Source organism: Paraburkholderia phenazinium, from assembly GCF_900100735.1.
Classification (GTDB): domain Bacteria; phylum Pseudomonadota; class Gammaproteobacteria; order Burkholderiales; family Burkholderiaceae; genus Paraburkholderia; species Paraburkholderia phenazinia.
On the sequence record NZ_FNCJ01000002.1, the window covers coordinates 205,007 to 221,203 of the forward strand.

General features: G+C 62.4%; 12 protein-coding genes. 10 read left to right on the plus strand and 2 right to left on the minus strand.

All coding sequences use genetic code 11. The annotated features are described in order from the left end of the window. Positions 1–132 precede the first annotated feature (132 nt). From BLQ92_RS04790 to BLQ92_RS04815, 6 genes are all read left to right on the plus strand, one after another. Positions 133–1,656 carry a peptide MFS transporter gene (locus BLQ92_RS04790; RefSeq protein WP_175772621.1) on the plus strand — a complete coding sequence of 508 codons (1,524 nt, stop codon included), beginning with the start codon at positions 133–135 and terminating at the stop codon, positions 1,654–1,656. 375 nt (positions 1,657–2,031) lie between these two features. Next, positions 2,032–2,481: an HU family DNA-binding protein gene (locus tag BLQ92_RS04795; protein WP_074296156.1), complete on the plus strand. Its 450-nt coding sequence runs from the start codon at positions 2,032–2,034 to the stop codon at positions 2,479–2,481. 406 nt (positions 2,482–2,887) lie between these two features. Next, entirely contained in the window at positions 2,888–4,297 is a 1,410-nt protein-coding gene (locus BLQ92_RS04800) for a circularly permuted type 2 ATP-grasp protein (protein WP_090682931.1), read from the plus strand. A gap of 182 nt (positions 4,298–4,479) precedes the next feature. Next, complete coding sequence (locus tag BLQ92_RS04805; protein WP_090682186.1) at positions 4,480–5,430, plus strand: alpha-E domain-containing protein; 951 nt, start codon at positions 4,480–4,482, stop codon at positions 5,428–5,430. A gap of 12 nt (positions 5,431–5,442) precedes the next feature. Beyond that, positions 5,443–6,243, plus strand: coding sequence for a transglutaminase family protein (locus BLQ92_RS04810; RefSeq protein ID WP_090682187.1), 801 nt, complete (start codon positions 5,443–5,445; stop codon positions 6,241–6,243). A gap of 73 nt (positions 6,244–6,316) precedes the next feature. After that, entirely contained in the window at positions 6,317–7,198 is an 882-nt protein-coding gene (locus BLQ92_RS04815; RefSeq protein ID WP_090682189.1) for a proteasome-type protease, read from the plus strand. Positions 7,199–7,352: 154 nt separating this feature from the next. Here the strand turns inward: BLQ92_RS04815 and BLQ92_RS04820 are convergent, their stop codons facing one another. Both BLQ92_RS04820 and BLQ92_RS04825 read right to left on the minus strand, forming a co-directional pair. Next, on the minus strand, positions 7,353–8,489 hold the full coding sequence (locus BLQ92_RS04820; RefSeq protein ID WP_090682191.1) for a porin: 1,137 nt from the start codon (positions 8,487–8,489) through the stop codon (positions 7,353–7,355). 383 nt (positions 8,490–8,872) lie between these two features. Beyond that, the gene (locus BLQ92_RS04825) at positions 8,873–10,258 is read right to left on the minus strand and encodes a YhjD/YihY/BrkB family envelope integrity protein (RefSeq protein WP_090682192.1); all 1,386 of its coding nucleotides are present in this window, start codon (positions 10,256–10,258) and stop codon (positions 8,873–8,875) included. A gap of 225 nt (positions 10,259–10,483) precedes the next feature. Here BLQ92_RS04825 and fdnG point away from each other — a divergent pair, with 225 nt between their 5' ends. The 4 genes from fdnG (at position 10,484) to fdhE (ending at position 16,191) form a co-directional block, all read left to right on the plus strand. Beyond that, positions 10,484–13,555, plus strand: a complete 3,072-nt coding sequence (gene fdnG, locus BLQ92_RS04835) for a formate dehydrogenase-N subunit alpha (protein WP_143016510.1) — start codon at positions 10,484–10,486, stop codon at positions 13,553–13,555. A gap of 17 nt (positions 13,556–13,572) precedes the next feature. Beyond that, positions 13,573–14,508, plus strand: a complete 936-nt coding sequence (fdxH, locus tag BLQ92_RS04840) for a formate dehydrogenase subunit beta (RefSeq protein ID WP_090682197.1) — start codon at positions 13,573–13,575, stop codon at positions 14,506–14,508. Continuing rightward, positions 14,495–15,121 (plus strand): formate dehydrogenase subunit gamma, encoded by a 627-nt coding sequence (locus BLQ92_RS04845; protein WP_090682198.1) that lies wholly within the window; start codon positions 14,495–14,497, stop codon positions 15,119–15,121. Before fdxH ends, BLQ92_RS04845 begins: the two co-directional genes overlap by 14 nt. Before the next feature lie 137 nt (positions 15,122–15,258). Beyond that, positions 15,259–16,191 carry a formate dehydrogenase accessory protein FdhE gene (gene fdhE / locus BLQ92_RS04850; protein WP_090682200.1) on the plus strand — a complete coding sequence of 311 codons (933 nt, stop codon included), beginning with the start codon at positions 15,259–15,261 and terminating at the stop codon, positions 16,189–16,191. Positions 16,192–16,197: the final 6 nt, after the last annotated feature.

The following is a 16,197-nucleotide window of genomic DNA, read 5'->3' on the forward strand; positions in this document are numbered from 1 at the left end:
CGCCACTCTACTCATGCCGTCGCACATCGGTAAGACGGCATCCCGACGTTTCCTGACCCTGTTTCCACACCCAGTTTCCCGCGACGCGCTCATCAACGGGCGCGCCGCCGCAATCGCAAGAACACGAGGCACATGATGAATTCAACCGTATCCCAGACTCGATCGTTTTCGACGGTCTTCCTGATCGAGATGTGGGAGCGTTTCGGCTACTACGGGATGGCCGCGCTGTTGGTCCTGTTCATGATCGACAAGCTCGGCTTCACCGACAGTCACGCCACGCTCACCTGGGGCGCTTTCACGGCGCTGGTCTACGCTGCGCCATCGGTCGGCGGCTGGATCGGCGACAAGATTCTCGGCGCGCGCCGCACCATGGTGTTCGGCGCACTCGTGCTGGCCTGTGGTTATCTGATGCTGGCCATGCCGAACGAGCAGCTCAACTACATGTACGCCTCGCTCGGCGTGATCGTGGTGGGCAACGGCTTGTTCAAGGCGAATGCCGCCAACCTGGTGCGCCGCATCTATGAAGGCGACGATGCGCGCATCGACAGCGCGTTCACGATTTACTACATGGCAGTCAACATCGGCTCGACGGTGTCGATGCTCGCCACGCCGTGGATCAAGGATCACTGGGGCTGGCATGCGGCGTTTGCCGTGTGCTGTGGCGGCATGCTGCTCGCCGTGCTGAATTACTTCATCATGTTCCGCACGCTCGCGCATGTGGGTTCCGCGCCGGACGCCGAACCGATCCGCTGGGGACGTGTGGGTGCGGTGCTGCTCGGCGGCGTCGCGCTCGGCGCGGCAACCATGTTCGTGCTGCAGCATAAGGCCATCGCGGTGGCCTGCGTCTATACGGCAGGTGTCGCGATTCTGGCGATCTTCGGCTACATGCTCGCCAAGTGCGAGCAGTCGGAACGCGCGGGTCTGATCGCTGCGCTGGTTCTGACGCTGCAGGCCATCCTGTTCTTCGTGTTCTATCAGCAGATGTCGACCTCGCTCACGCTATTCGCGCTGCGTAACGTCGATCCGCATTTCACGCTGTTCGGGCTCACGCTTTTCACGTGGAGCGCGGCCCAGTTCCAGGCGCTCAACCCGATCTGGATCATGATGCTGAGCCCGATTCTCGCGGTGCTGTACACGAAGGCGGCGAAGAGCGGCAACGACGTGTCGGTAGCGGTGAAGTATGCAATCGGCTTCGCGGTCGTGGCGCTGGGCTTCTTCGTGTACGCGGTGAGCGGCCGCTTTGCGGTGGACGGCCGGGTCTCGTCGTGGTTCATGGTGGGCGGCTACGGGCTGTATTCGCTTGGCGAACTGCTGGTGAGCGGCCTGGGTCTCGCAATGATTGCGCGCTACGTGCCGGCGCGCATGAGCGGCTTCCTGATGGGCGCCTATTTCGTGGCAAGCGGCGTCTCGGGCTACCTGGGCAGCGTGGTAGCGAACTTCGCGCAGATGCCGTCCGGCGATCTCGATCCGCTGCAGTCGTTGCCGCTCTACACCAAGCTGTTCATGGGCCTCGGCTGGCTCGCGGCGCTCGGCGCCCTGGTCGCCGTGGTGCTGCTGCCGCTGATGAACCGCCTGTCGCGTGAGCATCATCGCTGTGCCAGCGAAGCCCGCGATAACGCGCGGCGTGAGGGGCAACTCTCGGCCGCCACGGAGTAAAAGCCAGGCGGGAGTCCTTCGCGGATCCCGCCGGATGAACGGAACAGGGCGCGCCAGGCCGGCGCGCCCTGTTCCGTTTACGGCAGCTTTCCTGCATACGTGCAGGTCTTTTCTGTCTTTTCGAGTGTGCCTGACGACGCGTTTGCGTGCGTCGATCGAAACGACGCATTCCATCGCCGGCACTCTCGGAATCGCGTTTACCCCCTGAAATACGGGTTAAAAAGTGTTGCGGAGTCAGCGCCGCGCAACAAACAGTAACGGTTATACACAAAAGAGTCGCGCAAAATGCCACAGCGCTTGTAGAATCCGGCCTTGAAGCGTGCGCATACCGCGGACGCTTCTTGCATTCACTGACCAACAACAGGTAGGAGAAACATGCCGACTTCCGCAAAAAAGGTGGCCAAGAAGGCTGCTACGGTACCGACCAAGAAGGTTGCTGCGAAGAAAGTTCCTGCGAAGAAAGTCGTCGCAGCTAAGAAGGTCGCCGTGAAGGCGTCCGGCGCACCGTCGCCGATCAAGGACACCTTCACGAAGGCCTCGCTGGCTGCACACGTCGCAGAACGTGCTGCTGTTGAACCGAAGGCTGCCAAGGCTGTGCTGGCCGCGCTCGAAGACACGATCCTCGGCGCAGTCCACAAGAAGGGTGCTGGCGAATTCACGCTGTCGGGTCTTCTGAAGATCGTCGTGCAAGCTGTGCCGGCGAAGAAGAAGCGCTTCGGCAAAGACCCGTTCACGGGCGAAGAGCGTTGGTTCCCGGCTAAGCCGGCTAGCGTGCGCATCAAGGCACGTCCGCTGAAGAAGCTGAAGGACGCAGCAGCAGCGTAAAGAACGTGCATGGCGCCGCGTCGTTTTCGAACGGCGGACGGTGCTGTGCCGCTCTGAGTTGCGCGAAGTTCAGAAAGTGCAAAATCCCCGCGGGTGTCAATCCGCGGGGATTTTTTATTGCCGCGCGCTTGGCGTCCGTGGGTGCAGGGCTGTGCTCGATCGCGCCGAGCCGGCTGCGTCTTGCCGCTGCACGCCCGCTACAAGGGATTCGATGCACCGCAGTAGCGCATTGCGAGCCGCCGCAGTACGATGATGCCGGAGCCGTGCCGGCCTTATGCGCTGTTCGTGTGCATCCATTGGGGTTTGCGTGCGGAAAGCCAATGGCATAGCGCTTGCTTTGAAGCTTGTCGAACACCGAATGCGCAGCGCATTCGCCTTCTATCCGACAACAAGAGCGGGGCGTGAGATGCGATGCTATGACGAGATGCGTCAATACGATGAAGTCGTGCGGCCTCATTACGCACGCTTCGAACGCTGGCTGGTCAAGCAGGGCAACGAGGCAATCGCGCGCAAGCGCGCGGAGGCGGACCTGTTGTTTCGCCGCGTGGGCATTACCTTCGCGGTCAACGGCGACCTGTCCGGCACGGAACGGCTGATACCGTTCGATCTGATCCCGCGGATCATTCCGCGCGGCGAATGGCAGACTCTCGAAGCGGGCCTGCGGCAGCGCGTGCAGGCGCTCAACCTGTTTATCCACGACGTCTATCACGACCGCAACATCGTGCGTGCCGGCATCGTGCCGGCCGAGCAGGTCTATACCAATGCGCAGTACCGGCCGGAGATGCAGGGCGTCAACGTGCCGCTCGGTGTTTACGCGCACATTGCCGGTGTCGACGTGGTGCGCGCCGGTGAAGACGGTGCGTTCTACGTGCTCGAGGACAACCTGCGGGTGCCGTCGGGCGTCTCCTATATGCTGGAAAACCGCAAGATGATGATGCGGTTGTTTCCGGAGCTGTTCGTCCAGAACCGCATCGCGCCGGTGGCGCACTATCCCGACCTGCTGCTCGATACCTTGCGCTCGGTGGCGCCTGAAGGCGTCGACGATCCGGTGGTGGTGGTGCTCACGCCGGGCATGTACAACTCGGCGTATTTCGAGCACACCTTCCTCGCCCAGCAGATGGGCGTGGAACTGGTGGAGGGCAAAGACCTGTTCGTCGACGATAACTACGTCTTCATGCGGACCACTCAGGGCCCGAAGCGCGTCGACGTGATCTATCGCCGGGTGGACGACGACTTTCTCGATCCGCTCGCCTTCCGTACCGATTCGGCACTCGGCGTGCCGGGTCTGCTGACGGCCTACCGGGCAGGGCGGGTGGCGCTTGCCAACGCGATGGGCACCGGCATTGCCGACGACAAATCGATCTACCCGTACGTGCCGGAGATGATCGAGTTCTACCTCGGCGAGAAGCCGATCCTCAATAACGTGCCGACGTTCCAGTGCCGTAAGCCGGACGATCTCGCCTACACGCTCGCGCACTTGCCCGAGCTGGTGGTGAAGGAAGTGCACGGCGCCGGTGGCTACGGGATGCTGGTGGGACCGGCCTCGAGCGCCGCGGAAATCGAAGCGTTCCGCGCCCGTCTGATCGCGCGGCCGGCGGGCTATATCGCGCAGCCCACGCTGGCCTTGTCGGCGTGCCCGACTTTCGTGGAGGCCGGTATCGCGCCGCGCCATATCGACCTGCGCCCGTTCGTGCTGTCCGGCAAGACCGTGACGATGTGCGCCGGCGGCCTGACCCGGGTCGCCTTGCAGGAAGGGTCGCTGGTGGTCAATTCATCGCAGGGAGGCGGCACCAAAGATACCTGGATGGTCGACTGAAGGGGTTGCGGGTCCCGCCACCGTGAAATTCGCGGCGGCCGCACCCGCGACAAGGAAAGCCGGCGCAAGGAACGTCACTGCGACGTAACAGTGACGTTCCAACGACGTACCAGCGCGCCGGCGCAAGCGGGTAACCAGCGCGGGCACACCACGCCCAGCGTCATCAATCATGGAAAGCCGTCATGCTAAGCCGCACTGCCGACCACCTCTTCTGGATGGCCCGTTACATGGAGCGCGCCGAGAACACCGCGCGCATGCTCGATATCAACCTGAAGGCGCTGCTGCTGCCGCAGACGCCTGAACAGGAGGCTCGCGCACAGCGTTCGGTGTTGCGCATCTCCGAGCTGGAGACGGCCTTCGCGCAGCGCTACGACGAGCCGACGCGCGAACACGTGCTCGATTTCATGGTGGCGGACGCCACCAACCCGTCGAGCATTCACTCGTGCCTGCAGGCCGCGCGTGAAAACGCTCGCGCCGTGCGCGGCACCTTGACCACCGAATGGTGGGAGACCATCAACGACACCTGGCTCGAATTCAACGAGCGGACTGCGGCTGGCCAGCTCACCGCGAGCCCGGATTCCTTGTTCGAGTGGGTCAAGTTCCGCTCGCACCTGTCGCGCGGCGTGACGATCGGCACCGCGCTGCAGGACGATGCGTTCTTCTTTACGCAGCTCGGTACCTATCTGGAGCGCGCCGACAACACCGCGCGGATTCTCGACGTGCGCTTTGCCGACGTCGAGCCGAATTCGCGCGACGCCGCGCGCCAGCTCGAAGACTTCTATTACTGGACCTCGATTCTCAGTTCGGTATCGGCGCTGGAGATCTATCGCAAGGTGTATCGCGACGTCGTCACGCCAGCCCGGGTGGTCGAGCTGATGATCCTGAACCAGCAGATGCCGCGTTCGCTGCTGGCCTCGGTGGATGGCGTTTGCAACAACCTGGCGATGCTGCGCACTTCGGGTTCCAACCAGTGCGAGCGCTTTGCCGGCAAGCTGCGCGCCGAACTGGTGTACTCCGACATCCGGCAGATTTTCGAAGCCGGTCTGCACGCCTATCTGACGCAATTCCTCGCCCGCGTGTTCGAACTCGGCAATCTGGTTGCGCGTACCTATCTGATGCTGCCAGTCGCCTGACGGAGTTTTTTTATGTACCTGACGATCCGCCACGACACCGCCTATCGCTACGAAGCGACGGTTCACTATTCGATCCAGCAATTGCGCCTCACGCCGTCTAGCGGCGCGTCGCAGACAGTGCGGCGCTGGACCATCGACGCCCCCGGCAAGCTCGATTCCACCTTCGATGCGTACGGCAATGTGCTGCATACGCTGGTGCTGAACAAGCCCCACAGCGAGATCCATGTGCATGTGGCCGGGGAGGTCGACACGTTTCCGCTCGTCGACGGCCTGCTGCGCGACGCGGTCGGCCCGGTTCCGCTCGAGCACTTCACCTGCGCCACGCGCCTCACCGAAGCCGATGCAGCGGTGCATGAACTGGCCCAGTCGGTGCCTACGCTGGCCACGCCTGGCGGGCTCATCAAGCTCTCCGAGGAGATCGTGCAGCGCGTGAAATACCGCCCGGGGATCACGGAAGTGACCAGCACGGCGGCTGAGGCGCTCGCGCTCGGCAACGGGGTCTGCCAGGACCATGCGCACCTGATGCTGGCCTGCTGCCGCGCACGCGGTATTCCGGCGCGTTACGTGAGCGGTTATATCGAGCCCGGCGACGTGCCGCATGGCGCGAGTCACGCATGGGTCGACGTCTGGCTCGAGGGTACGGGTTGGACGTCGGTCGACGTCACGCATGCCGCGTTTGCCAGCGAAATCTACTGCCGGCTCGCCGCGGCGCGCGACTACGAGGCGGCCGCGCCGGTTCGCGGGCGGCGCATTGGCGGCCTGGAGGAGAAGCTGAACGTCTCCGTGACGGTCAGTGCGCAATTGCCACAGTAGGGTCGAACGCACGAGGGGGCGCGGCAGCGTCGCATTACAATAGCGGCGTTTGCTGGTCTTCTGGATATTTTTTATGACTTACTGTGTGGCGATGTGCGTGGACGACGGACTCGTCTTCTTGTCCGATACCCGCACCAATGCCGGCGTCGATCACATCAGCACCGCGCGCAAGATGACGGTGTTCGAGCAACCCGGCGAGCGCGTGCTGGTGCTGCTCGGCGCGGGCAATCTCTCGCTGACTCAGGCTGTCCTGCATGAACTCAGTGAGCCGAACGACTCCGATCAGCCCACGCTGTGGAGTGCGCCGACCATGGCGGACGCGGCCCGAGTGGTGGGCAAGGCGGTGCGCGAGGTGCACCAGCGCGAAGCCCAGGCGTTGCAGGAATTCGGCGTCGACTTCAATTGCAGCTTCATTCTGGGCGGGCAGATTGCCGCCAACGGCAAGCCGCATGCGGGCCGGCCGCATCTGTTCATGATCTACGCGGCAGGCAATTTCATCGAATCCTCGGCGGTGAACCCGTATTTCCAGATCGGCGAGTCGAAATACGGCAAGCCGATCATCGACCGTGTGCTGACCCCAACCACGCCGCTCGACGAAGCCGCCAAGTGCGCGCTGATCTCGATGGACTCCACGCTGCGCTCGAATCTGTCGGTGGGCCTGCCGCTCGATCTGCTGGTGTATGAAAAGGACGCGCTGAAGGTCACGCGCTTCGTTTCTGTGGATCACGACAACGCGTACTTCGAAATGATCCACCGCACGTGGGGCGAGCGGCTGCGTCAGGTGTTCGGGGAGATTCCGGACCCCGACTGGCAGGAGTCGGCCAACGTGCCGCTGCAGCGCCGCGAGCGCGCGCTGGTGATGCACCGTGCGCCAGTGGGTAGCGATGGCGCGGTTGAAACGACGAAGCCGGCTCAGACGCTGGCACAGGCTGAGAAGAACAAAGCTCAGCGGTAGGGGGCTGGCGCGGCTGCGAGGCTGGGCGTTGGCCCACGCGCGGCTGCACGCCGCCCCCACAACAATCCCCGCCCCAATGAAAAAAGCCAGCCACCGGCTTATCGCCTGTGGCTGGCTTTCGACAGCGTCCTGCTTTAGCTGTCCGTCAAGTCGATTAGAACTTGTGACGGATACCGAGGCTGACGATGGCTTGCGAGTTCGACGCCGACAGGGAGTCGTAGTCAGCAACCGAAGCCACTGCGCCCGTGCCCGATGCGCGTTGCCATGCGCCGACCAGGTAGACGTCCGTACGCTTCGACAGGTTGTAGTCACCGCCCAAGGAGACCTGGTTATACGATGCCGACTCGCCGTTGCCCGAACCGTGCGTGAACGTGTAGCCCAGACCCAGCAATGCTGCCGGCGTCAGTTGGTAGTTCACGAAGCCTGCGCCGACGTTGTAACGTTCCGTCGAGGTGAACGACGAGAATGCGTCCGGCTTGTACTGTGCGTTGCTGTAACGCAGGCCAGCGGTGACCGGTCCGATCACGTACTGAGCGCCAACCGAAGCGATGCCGATCGACTTGGCCGATTGGTACGGCAGGTTGATCGAGTTGAACGTGCCGTCCGACGTGCCTGCCCAGCCGCCTGCGCGACCTGCTGCCGAGTCGGCGTTATCCATGCGGATGTAGCCTGCTGCGACGCTGAACGGACCGTTTGCGTACGTTGCTGCGCCCGACCAGGTTTGACCCGAACCGGTCGAACCAGCGACGCCGCCGAATGCGTACATTGCTTCGAACTGGAAGCCAGCGTACGTGTTCGAGGTGTACTTGATTGCGTTGTTCGTACGCGAGCTGTTGTCGTTGTTGTCAACGTCGCTCGGCGTGGTGAACGTGGAGCCCCAGTAGTTGTCAGCCGTGACTGCCTGGACCAGGTCGACCACCGGGTCATACTGGCGGCCGATCGTGACCGTACCGAACTGGTCGCTCTGCAGGCCAACGTATGCCTGACGGCCAAATTCGCGGTTGCCTTGGCCCAGCTTGCCGTTGTTCGGGTTGAAGCCGTTTTCCAATTGGAAGATAGCCTTCAGGCCACCGCCCAGGTCTTCCGTACCCTTCAGGCCCCAGCGGTTGCCCTGGAGGTTACCAGCGGCCAGACCGATCGAGCTCTTGTTGCTGCCACCAACGTTGTTGTTGTTGATGTACTGGATCGAGTTGTCGAGAACGCCGTACAGGGTAACGCTGCTTTGGGCATGGGCTGCACCTGCTGCACCCAGCAGTGCCAGCGAGAGGCTAGTCAGTGCGAATTTTTTCATCCATTTCTCCACGCGATGATTGGTTTCGTTGTTGCGGAAAGGAGAATAGCGCAGGGCGTCTGAAGGGTAATACTGAAAAAAAATGAGTGTCTCGTAAACGTGACACCCCCCGAAAACGCTTATGTAGCAAGCTCACTAAGTATTATTGCTGATATGGCAACACTCCATGCCGAAAACTGGATTATTGTTGTTTCGTTGATAGTGGATGCTCCGGCATTCGTCATTCAAACGTCAATTTGAAAGTTGGATGTAATTTTGTTGTCTGCGAAAAGCAACACGAGGAGGCGTGTTCACCGCTTTGTCATGCACCAAGAATTGATCTAGACGCTGGACAGTTCAGTTCGAATGTGGGTGTTCTCCCTGGTACGCGATGTGAAAAAGCTTCAATCCCCGTCATCGCGCGCCTGAACGGCGGATGTGCCGCCGCCTCGGCGGCGCCCGGCTACTGCGGTCACCAGCAAGGCCGCGCCGGCGGCCATCAACAGCGATCGCCATGGATTGCGCTTGACGTAGCGGTCCGCCGCCGCGGCTTTGCGGCCGGCTTCCAGCAGCGTCGAAGCGGCCGCGCGCGTTGCCTGATCTTCTGCGCGAATCACTTTGCGGCCGATACTGGCCACGGTGCGCACATCGACCGCGGTCTCCGCCGCGCCGCGCCGGGTGGCTTCCGGTTGCTCAGCCCGCATGCTCGCCTCGCTGGCCGAATGGCCTGAATGGCCGGTGGCCGTCCCGGGATGGCCGCCGACGGCGCCGCCCGTTTCCGCCATCTCCTGCGCCAGTTGGCCCCTCGCAGCCGGGTTGTGCGGCGCATGCGAGGGAATCGTCGACGCCGCCAGCACCGACGCCAGCTTCGCCCGGCTTCCCGCCGGCGCTTCTTCCAGTTGGCCCCATGCGCCGCGCGGGTCATGCAGCCTGCCGCGCGCCGCGGCGAACTCCGCGCCGAGCAACAGCACGACGGCCGAGAAGTACAGCCACATCAGCAGCACCGCCAGCGAGCCGGCCGCGCCGAACGAATTCGCCATGCCGGCATGCGCTATATAGAGTGCAAAGAGTTTCTTGCCCGCCGAGAACAGCACGGCCGCGACCACGCCGCCCACCATCGCATCGCGCCAGCGGACCACGGCGTCCGGCAAGAATTTCAGCAGGGCGGCAAAGGCGAAGGCCAGCACCAGCAGTCCTACCAGCAACTGCAGCAGATTGCCGATCACCACGTACGGCGAGTTGCCCCACAGCCACTGGCCGATAAAAGTGATGGCGGTATCGAGCACGAGCGAGACGATTAGCAGGAAGGCCACCCCGAGCACCAGCCCAAACGAAATCAGCCGCACCCGCACCAGCGCGATCACGCTCGACGAGCGCGGGCCGCTGAGCGGCCAGACGATATTGAGCGCGCTGTTGAGCGACGAGAAGGTGGCCGACGCGCCGATGGCCAGTAGCCCGAACGAAATGATGGCTGCGATGCCGCCCGCGCTGCCGGCGTGGCGGGCGTTCTGGACGATGACCTGGACGCCTGCGGCGGCCTGGTCGCCGAGCAGGCCGTGGATGTGCGAGAACAACTCGCCGCGGGCCGCCTGCGCCCCGAAGACCCAGCCTGCCACGGCGATCACCATGACCAGGGTGGGCGCGAGCGAGAACGCCGCGTAGAACGCAATGCCCGCCGCCATCGCGGCGCAGCGGTCTTCAGCGAACTTCCGGAATGCGCCGATCGCCCATGAGGCCTGCCGGCGGGCTGCGTGGTGCAATTTGTCGACGGATAGCGTGTCGATGTCCATAGGGTCTCTTGACGGGATCGTGCCGCCTGCTGTTGCGCGGGCCTGGCTTCGGCGGGACGACGGGCATGCCTACGCGGCTTGCAAACAGTGTGCCTGTGACTATACCAAGGACAGTCTCGAGTCAGGGTATGTCCGGTGCCGACTATGTGCTGGCGCAACTACTCTATTAAGGAAGCGCCTGATAGTTTTAAGCGCTCCCCCACAACACCAGAGCCGAGGGCGACCATGCTGCAAATGTCCCGGCGTCAGTTCCTGAAGGTGACAGCGTCCACGCTGGCCGGATCGAGCCTGGCCCTGATGGGCTTCTCCCCGGACACCGCGCTCGCCGAGGTCCGACAGTACAAACTGGCGCGCACCACTGAAACCCGCAACACTTGCCCGTATTGTTCGGTAGGCTGCGGGATCCTCATGTACGGCCTGGGAGACGGCGCGAAGAACGCCACAGCCAGCATCATTCATATAGAAGGCGATCCAGATCACCCGGTCAACCGCGGCACGCTGTGTCCGAAGGGGGCGAGCCTGATCGACTTCATTCACAGCCCGAGCCGCCTGAAGTATCCCGAGTACCGGGCGGCCGGCGCGGATCAGTGGCAGCGCATTTCTTGGGACGACGCGCTCGACCGCATCGCGAAGCTGATGAAGGCCGACCGCGACGCCAACTTCGTCGAAACCACCGAGGACGGCAAGAAGGTCAACCGCTGGCTGACCACCGGGATGCTGGCCGCCTCCGCAGCCAGCAACGAGGTGGGGTATCTGACGCACAAGACTGTGCGCAGCATGGGGATGCTCGCGTTCGACAACCAGGCGCGTGTCTGACACGGCCCGACGGTGGCAGGTCTTGCCCCGACGTTTGGCCGTGGCGCGATGACGAACCATTGGGTCGACGTCAAGAACGCGGACGTGATTCTGGTGATGGGCGGCAACGCCGCCGAAGCGCACCCGTGCGGCTTCAAGTGGGTGACCGAAGCGAAGGCACACCGCAAGGCACGCCTGATCGTGGTCGACCCGCGCTTTACGCGCACCGCATCGGTAGCGGACTATTACGCGCCGATTCGCACCGGCACGGACATCATCTTCCTCGGCGGGGTGATCAACTATCTGCTGACGAACGACAAGATCCAGCATGAGTACGTGAAGAACTACACGGACCTTTCGTTCATCGTGCGCGAGGACTTTGTCTTCAAGGACGGCATCTATTCCGGCTACGACGCGGACAAGCACAGCTATCCGGACAAGGAGAGCTGGGACTACGAGCGCGGCGACGACGGTTTTGTGAAGGTCGACGCCACGCTGCAGGATCCGCGCTGCGTCTACAACCTGCTCAAACAGCATTACTCGCGCTATACGCCGGAGATGGTCGAGAAGACCTGCGGCACGCCCAAGGACAAATTCCTCAAGGTCTGCGAGATGCTGGCCACCACGGCGGTGCCCGGCCGGGCCGGGACGATCCTCTACGCGCTCGGCTGGACGCACCACTCGGTCGGCGCGCAGATGATCCGCACCGGCGCGATGGTGCAATTGCTGCTCGGCAACATCGGCATTGCCGGCGGCGGCATGAATGCGCTGCGCGGTCACTCGAACATCCAGGGGCTGACGGACCTGGGGCTGATGTCGAACTTGCTGCCCGGCTATATGACGCTGCCGATGGAAGCCGAGCAGGACTATGGCGGCTACATCAAGCAACGCGCCACGCAGCAGTTGCGTCCCAACCAGTTGAGCTACTGGAAGAACTACGGCGCGTTTTTCGTCAGCTTCATGAAGTCTTGGTGGGGCGACGCGGCCACTGCCGACAACAACTGGGGCTATGACTATCTGCCCAAGCTCGATAAGCCATACGACTTGCTGCAGGCCATCGAGCTGATGGATCAGGGCAAGATGAACGGCTATATCGCGCAGGGCTTCAATGTGCTGGCGTCCTCGCCGAACAAGGCGAAAACCGTTTCTGCATTGAGCAAGCTGAAATGGCTGATAGTGATGGACCCGCTCGCCATCGAAACGGCCGACTTCTGGAAGAACCACGGCGAGTACAACGACGTGGATGCCTCGAAGATCCAGACCGAAGTATTCCGCTTGCCCACCACCTGTTTCGCGGAGGAACGCGGCTCGCTGGTGAGCTCGAGCCGGGTGCTGCAATGGCACTGGCAGGGCGCGGACGGCCCAGGCGAAGCGAAGAGCGATCTGGAGATCATGTCGGGGATTTTCCTGCGCATGCGCAAGGCCTATCAGGAGCAGGGCGGCAAGTATCCGGACCCGATCGTCAAGCTGGCCTGGCCGTACGCGAACCCGGCCAGCCCGACGCCGGAAGAACTGGCGATGGAGTACAACGGCAAAGCGGTTACTGATCTGACCGACCCGAAGGACCCGACCAAGGTGCTGGTGAAGAAGGGCGAGCAACTGGCCAGCTTTGCGCAACTGAAGGACGACGGCTCGACCTCGAGTGGCTGCTGGATCTTCTGCGGCGCGTGGACCCAGGCGGGTAACCAGATGGGGCGGCGCGATAACGCCGACCCAACCGGCATCGGCCAGACGCTCAACTGGGCATGGGCGTGGCCCGTCAACCGGCGGATTCTGTATAACCGGGCGTCGTGCGACCTGAGCGGCAAACCGTTCGATCCCACCCGCAAGCTGATCGGCTGGAACGGAACCACGTGGAGCGGGGCGGACGTGCCGGACTTCAAGGTGGACGAGCCGCCGGAAAACGGCATGGGGCCGTTCATCATGAACCCGGAAGGCGTGGCGCGCTTCTTCGCCCGCGACATGATGAACGAAGGGCCATTCCCCGAGCATTACGAGCCGTTCGAGACACCGCTCGGCTACAACACGCTGCATCCGCAGAACGCGCAGGCGACCAGCAACCCGGCGGCCCGCGTGTTCCCGGACGATCGCGCGGCCTTCGGCAAGGCAGCGGAGTTCCCGCATACGGCCACCACGTATCGTCTGACCGAACACTTCCACTTCTGGACCAAGCATGCACGGCTGAATTCGATCATCCAGCCGCAGCAGTTTGTCGAGATTGGCGAAGACCTCGCGAAGGAGGTGGGGGTGGTGGCCGGCGACCGCGTGAAGGTGTCGTCGAACCGCGGCTACCTGATCGCGGTGGCGGTGGTGACCAAACGGATCAAGCCGCTGATGATCGACGGCAAGAAGGTGCAGACGGTGGGGATTCCGCTGCATTGGGGCTTCAAGGGGCAGACGAAACCCGGTTATCTGACGAATACGCTCACGCCCGTGGTGGGCGACGGCAATTCGCAGACACCGGAATTCAAGTCGTTCCTGGTGAAAGTCGAGAAAGCATAGGGGGCGCGAGATAAAAAATGGCACTGCAATCATTGGATATCAAGCGCCAGTCGGCCACCACCGTCCAGCCTCCGGCAGTACGCGAGCCGGTGACCGGCACGGTCGCGAAGCTGATCGACGTGAGCAAGTGCATCGGCTGCAAGGCCTGCCAGACGGCGTGCATGGAGTGGAACGACCTGCGTGACGAGGTGGGGATCAACCACGGCGTGTACGACAACCCGATGGATCTGAGCGAGCACTCGTGGACGGTGATGCGTTTCTCCGAGTACGAGAACCCGGACGGCAACCTCGAATGGCTGATCCGCAAGGACGGCTGCATGCACTGCGAGGACCCGGGCTGCCTGAAAGCGTGCCCGTCGCCGGGTGCGATTGTGCAGTACACGAACGGCATCGTCGATTTTCATGAAGAGAACTGCATTGGCTGCGGTTATTGCGTGACGGGTTGTCCGTTCAACATTCCTCGTATTTCGAAGAAGGACCACCGGGCGTATAAATGCACGCTGTGTTCCGACAGGGTGGCGGTGGGCCAGGAGCCTGCATGCGTGAAGACCTGCCCGACTGGCGCGATCGTGTTCGGCACCAAGGAGGACATGAAGCAGCACGCGGCGGAGCGCATCGAGGACCTGAAGGAACGCGGCTTCGAGCACGCCGGTCTGTACGACCCACCGGGCGTTGGCGGCACGCATGTGATGTATGTGCTGCACCACGCGGATCAACCGTCGCTGTACCACGGCTTACCGGACAATCCGCGGATCAGCCCGATGGTGCTCTTGTGGAAGGGCATGGCGAAACCGCTGGCGGTGGCGGCGATTGCGCTGGCGGCGCTGTCCGGGTTCTTCCACTACGCGCGGGTGGGGCCGAACGAAGTGACGGAAGACGACGAACTGGCTGCCCAGGATGAGGCACGGCGCATTCGTGCCGAACGCGAGGAGCAGAGCGATGAAGTCAAATGACCCGAATCTGATTGTGCGTTACACGGCGAATGAGCGGACGAATCACTGGATCACGGCGATTACGTTTGTGTTGCTGGCGCTTTCTGGGCTGGCGTTGTTTCATCCTTCGATGTTCTGGCTGACGGCGTTGTTCGGCGGCGGGCAGTGGACGCGGATTCTGCATCCGTTTGTGGGTTTGGTGATGTTTGTGTCGTTCTTCATACTCGCGGTGCGGTTCTGGCATCACAACTATCTGGATCGCGACGATGTGCAGTGGCTGCGGCAGATTGACGATGTGCTCGCTAATCGCGAGGAGGATTTGCCTGAGATTGGGCGGTATAACGCTGGGCAGAAGCTTTTGTTCTTTACGATGGTTCTGTGTCTGCTGTTATTGCTCTGCAGTGGCGTGGTGATCTGGCGGCGGTATTTTTCCTTTTACTTCCCAATTGGGGTGATTCGTCTCGCGGCGGTGGTTCATGCCGCCGCTGCGTTTGTGCTCATTGTCGGGATTGTCGTCCATATTTATGCTGCGCTCTGGATCAAGGGGTCCATTGGGGCTATGGTGCGGGGAACGGTTAGTCTTGGGTGGGCGCGCAAGCATCATCCCAAGTGGTTCAGGGAGAGTGTCAAGTGATTGGGGCCGTGCTTGCCTGGTCGTGTTCTTGTACATTTGGCCTTAGGAAATCCAAACGAACGCCGCCGGCAACGCAGAAAGAAGCCAAACTTGACCACTCACCCCCAGCCGTGCGCGGCACAGAACGAGGCCCGACAATGCCGCAAAAAATCCTGGACCCATCGCAGATTGAATCGCTGGACCACTCGGCGATTCCGCGTATCCGTTTGCCGGAACGGGCGACGGTATTTGCCACGCGTGCAGCGCGACTAAACCAACTCGCAGCGACAAGCCCGATTGGCGGGTACGTCAGACTGATGTCGACGCTCGTCTACGCGCAGCACCAACTTCTAGCGGGCTTCGCCGCAAAAGGTCCGTCGCGCGACGCGATCGAACACGCTCAACAGCACTCCATGCCGGTCATCCCGGCTCTCTCCCCGGACCGCGATCCGGCATGGCGCGACATCCTTTACCGCCTGCTCGATAAGGTCGAAGCCGCCGGTGCGGTCACGCCCACCCTCGGCAAAGTCCTCGATGCCTTGCGGCTAAAATCGCCTGCCGAACTCGATGCCCAGGCGGACGCCGTGCTCGCCCACCGCTACGGCGAAATCAACCCAGCCACCGCACCGTTTATCATGGCGGCTCTGCAGCTTGTCTGGACGGAGCTTGCGAGCCGCCTCGATTCGCGTGATATTCCGTATCTCGGCACGCCCGGCGTCTGCCCCGTTTGCGGTGCGCTGCCGGTCGCCAGCATCGTGCGCGTGGGGGGGCAATATCAGGGCTATCGTTATCTGCAATGCGGTCTGTGCGCCAACGAATGGCATGTGGTTCGCACCAAATGCTCCAATTGCGACTCGACCAAAGGCATCGCCTATCATGGTATCGAGGGCGGCAACGAAGCGCTCAAAGCAGAGTCCTGCGATGAATGTCATACCTATCGCAAGATCGGCTATCAGGAGAAAGACTTCGAGTTTGAACCGCTCGCCGATGATCTTGCGAGCCTCACGCTCGATCTGTTAATGAACGAAGCGGGCTACCAGCGCAGCGGCCCCAATCCGCTGCTATGGCCCGAACTGCCATCGGACGTATAAGCAGGA

What these genes read in the sequence shown, in the direction of transcription:
- BLQ92_RS04790 (WP_175772621.1), top strand. Translation starts at nt 133, where the DNA reads ATGATGAATTCAACCGTATCCCAGACTCGATCGTTTTCGACGGTCTTC.
- BLQ92_RS04795 (WP_074296156.1), top strand. Translation starts at nt 2,032, where the DNA reads ATGCCGACTTCCGCAAAAAAGGTGGCCAAGAAGGCTGCTACGGTACCG.
- BLQ92_RS04800 (WP_090682931.1), top strand. Translation starts at nt 2,888, where the DNA reads ATGCGATGCTATGACGAGATGCGTCAATACGATGAAGTCGTGCGGCCT.
- BLQ92_RS04805 (WP_090682186.1), top strand. Translation starts at nt 4,480, where the DNA reads ATGCTAAGCCGCACTGCCGACCACCTCTTCTGGATGGCCCGTTACATG.
- BLQ92_RS04810 (WP_090682187.1), top strand. Translation starts at nt 5,443, where the DNA reads ATGTACCTGACGATCCGCCACGACACCGCCTATCGCTACGAAGCGACG.
- BLQ92_RS04815 (WP_090682189.1), top strand. Translation starts at nt 6,317, where the DNA reads ATGACTTACTGTGTGGCGATGTGCGTGGACGACGGACTCGTCTTCTTG.
- BLQ92_RS04820 (WP_090682191.1), bottom strand. Translation starts at nt 8,489, where the DNA reads ATGAAAAAATTCGCACTGACTAGCCTCTCGCTGGCACTGCTGGGTGCA.
- BLQ92_RS04825 (WP_090682192.1), bottom strand. Translation starts at nt 10,258, where the DNA reads ATGGACATCGACACGCTATCCGTCGACAAATTGCACCACGCAGCCCGC.
- fdxH (WP_090682197.1), top strand. Translation starts at nt 13,573, where the DNA reads ATGGCACTGCAATCATTGGATATCAAGCGCCAGTCGGCCACCACCGTC.
- BLQ92_RS04845 (WP_090682198.1), top strand. Translation starts at nt 14,495, where the DNA reads ATGAAGTCAAATGACCCGAATCTGATTGTGCGTTACACGGCGAATGAG.
- fdhE (WP_090682200.1), top strand. Translation starts at nt 15,259, where the DNA reads ATGCCGCAAAAAATCCTGGACCCATCGCAGATTGAATCGCTGGACCAC.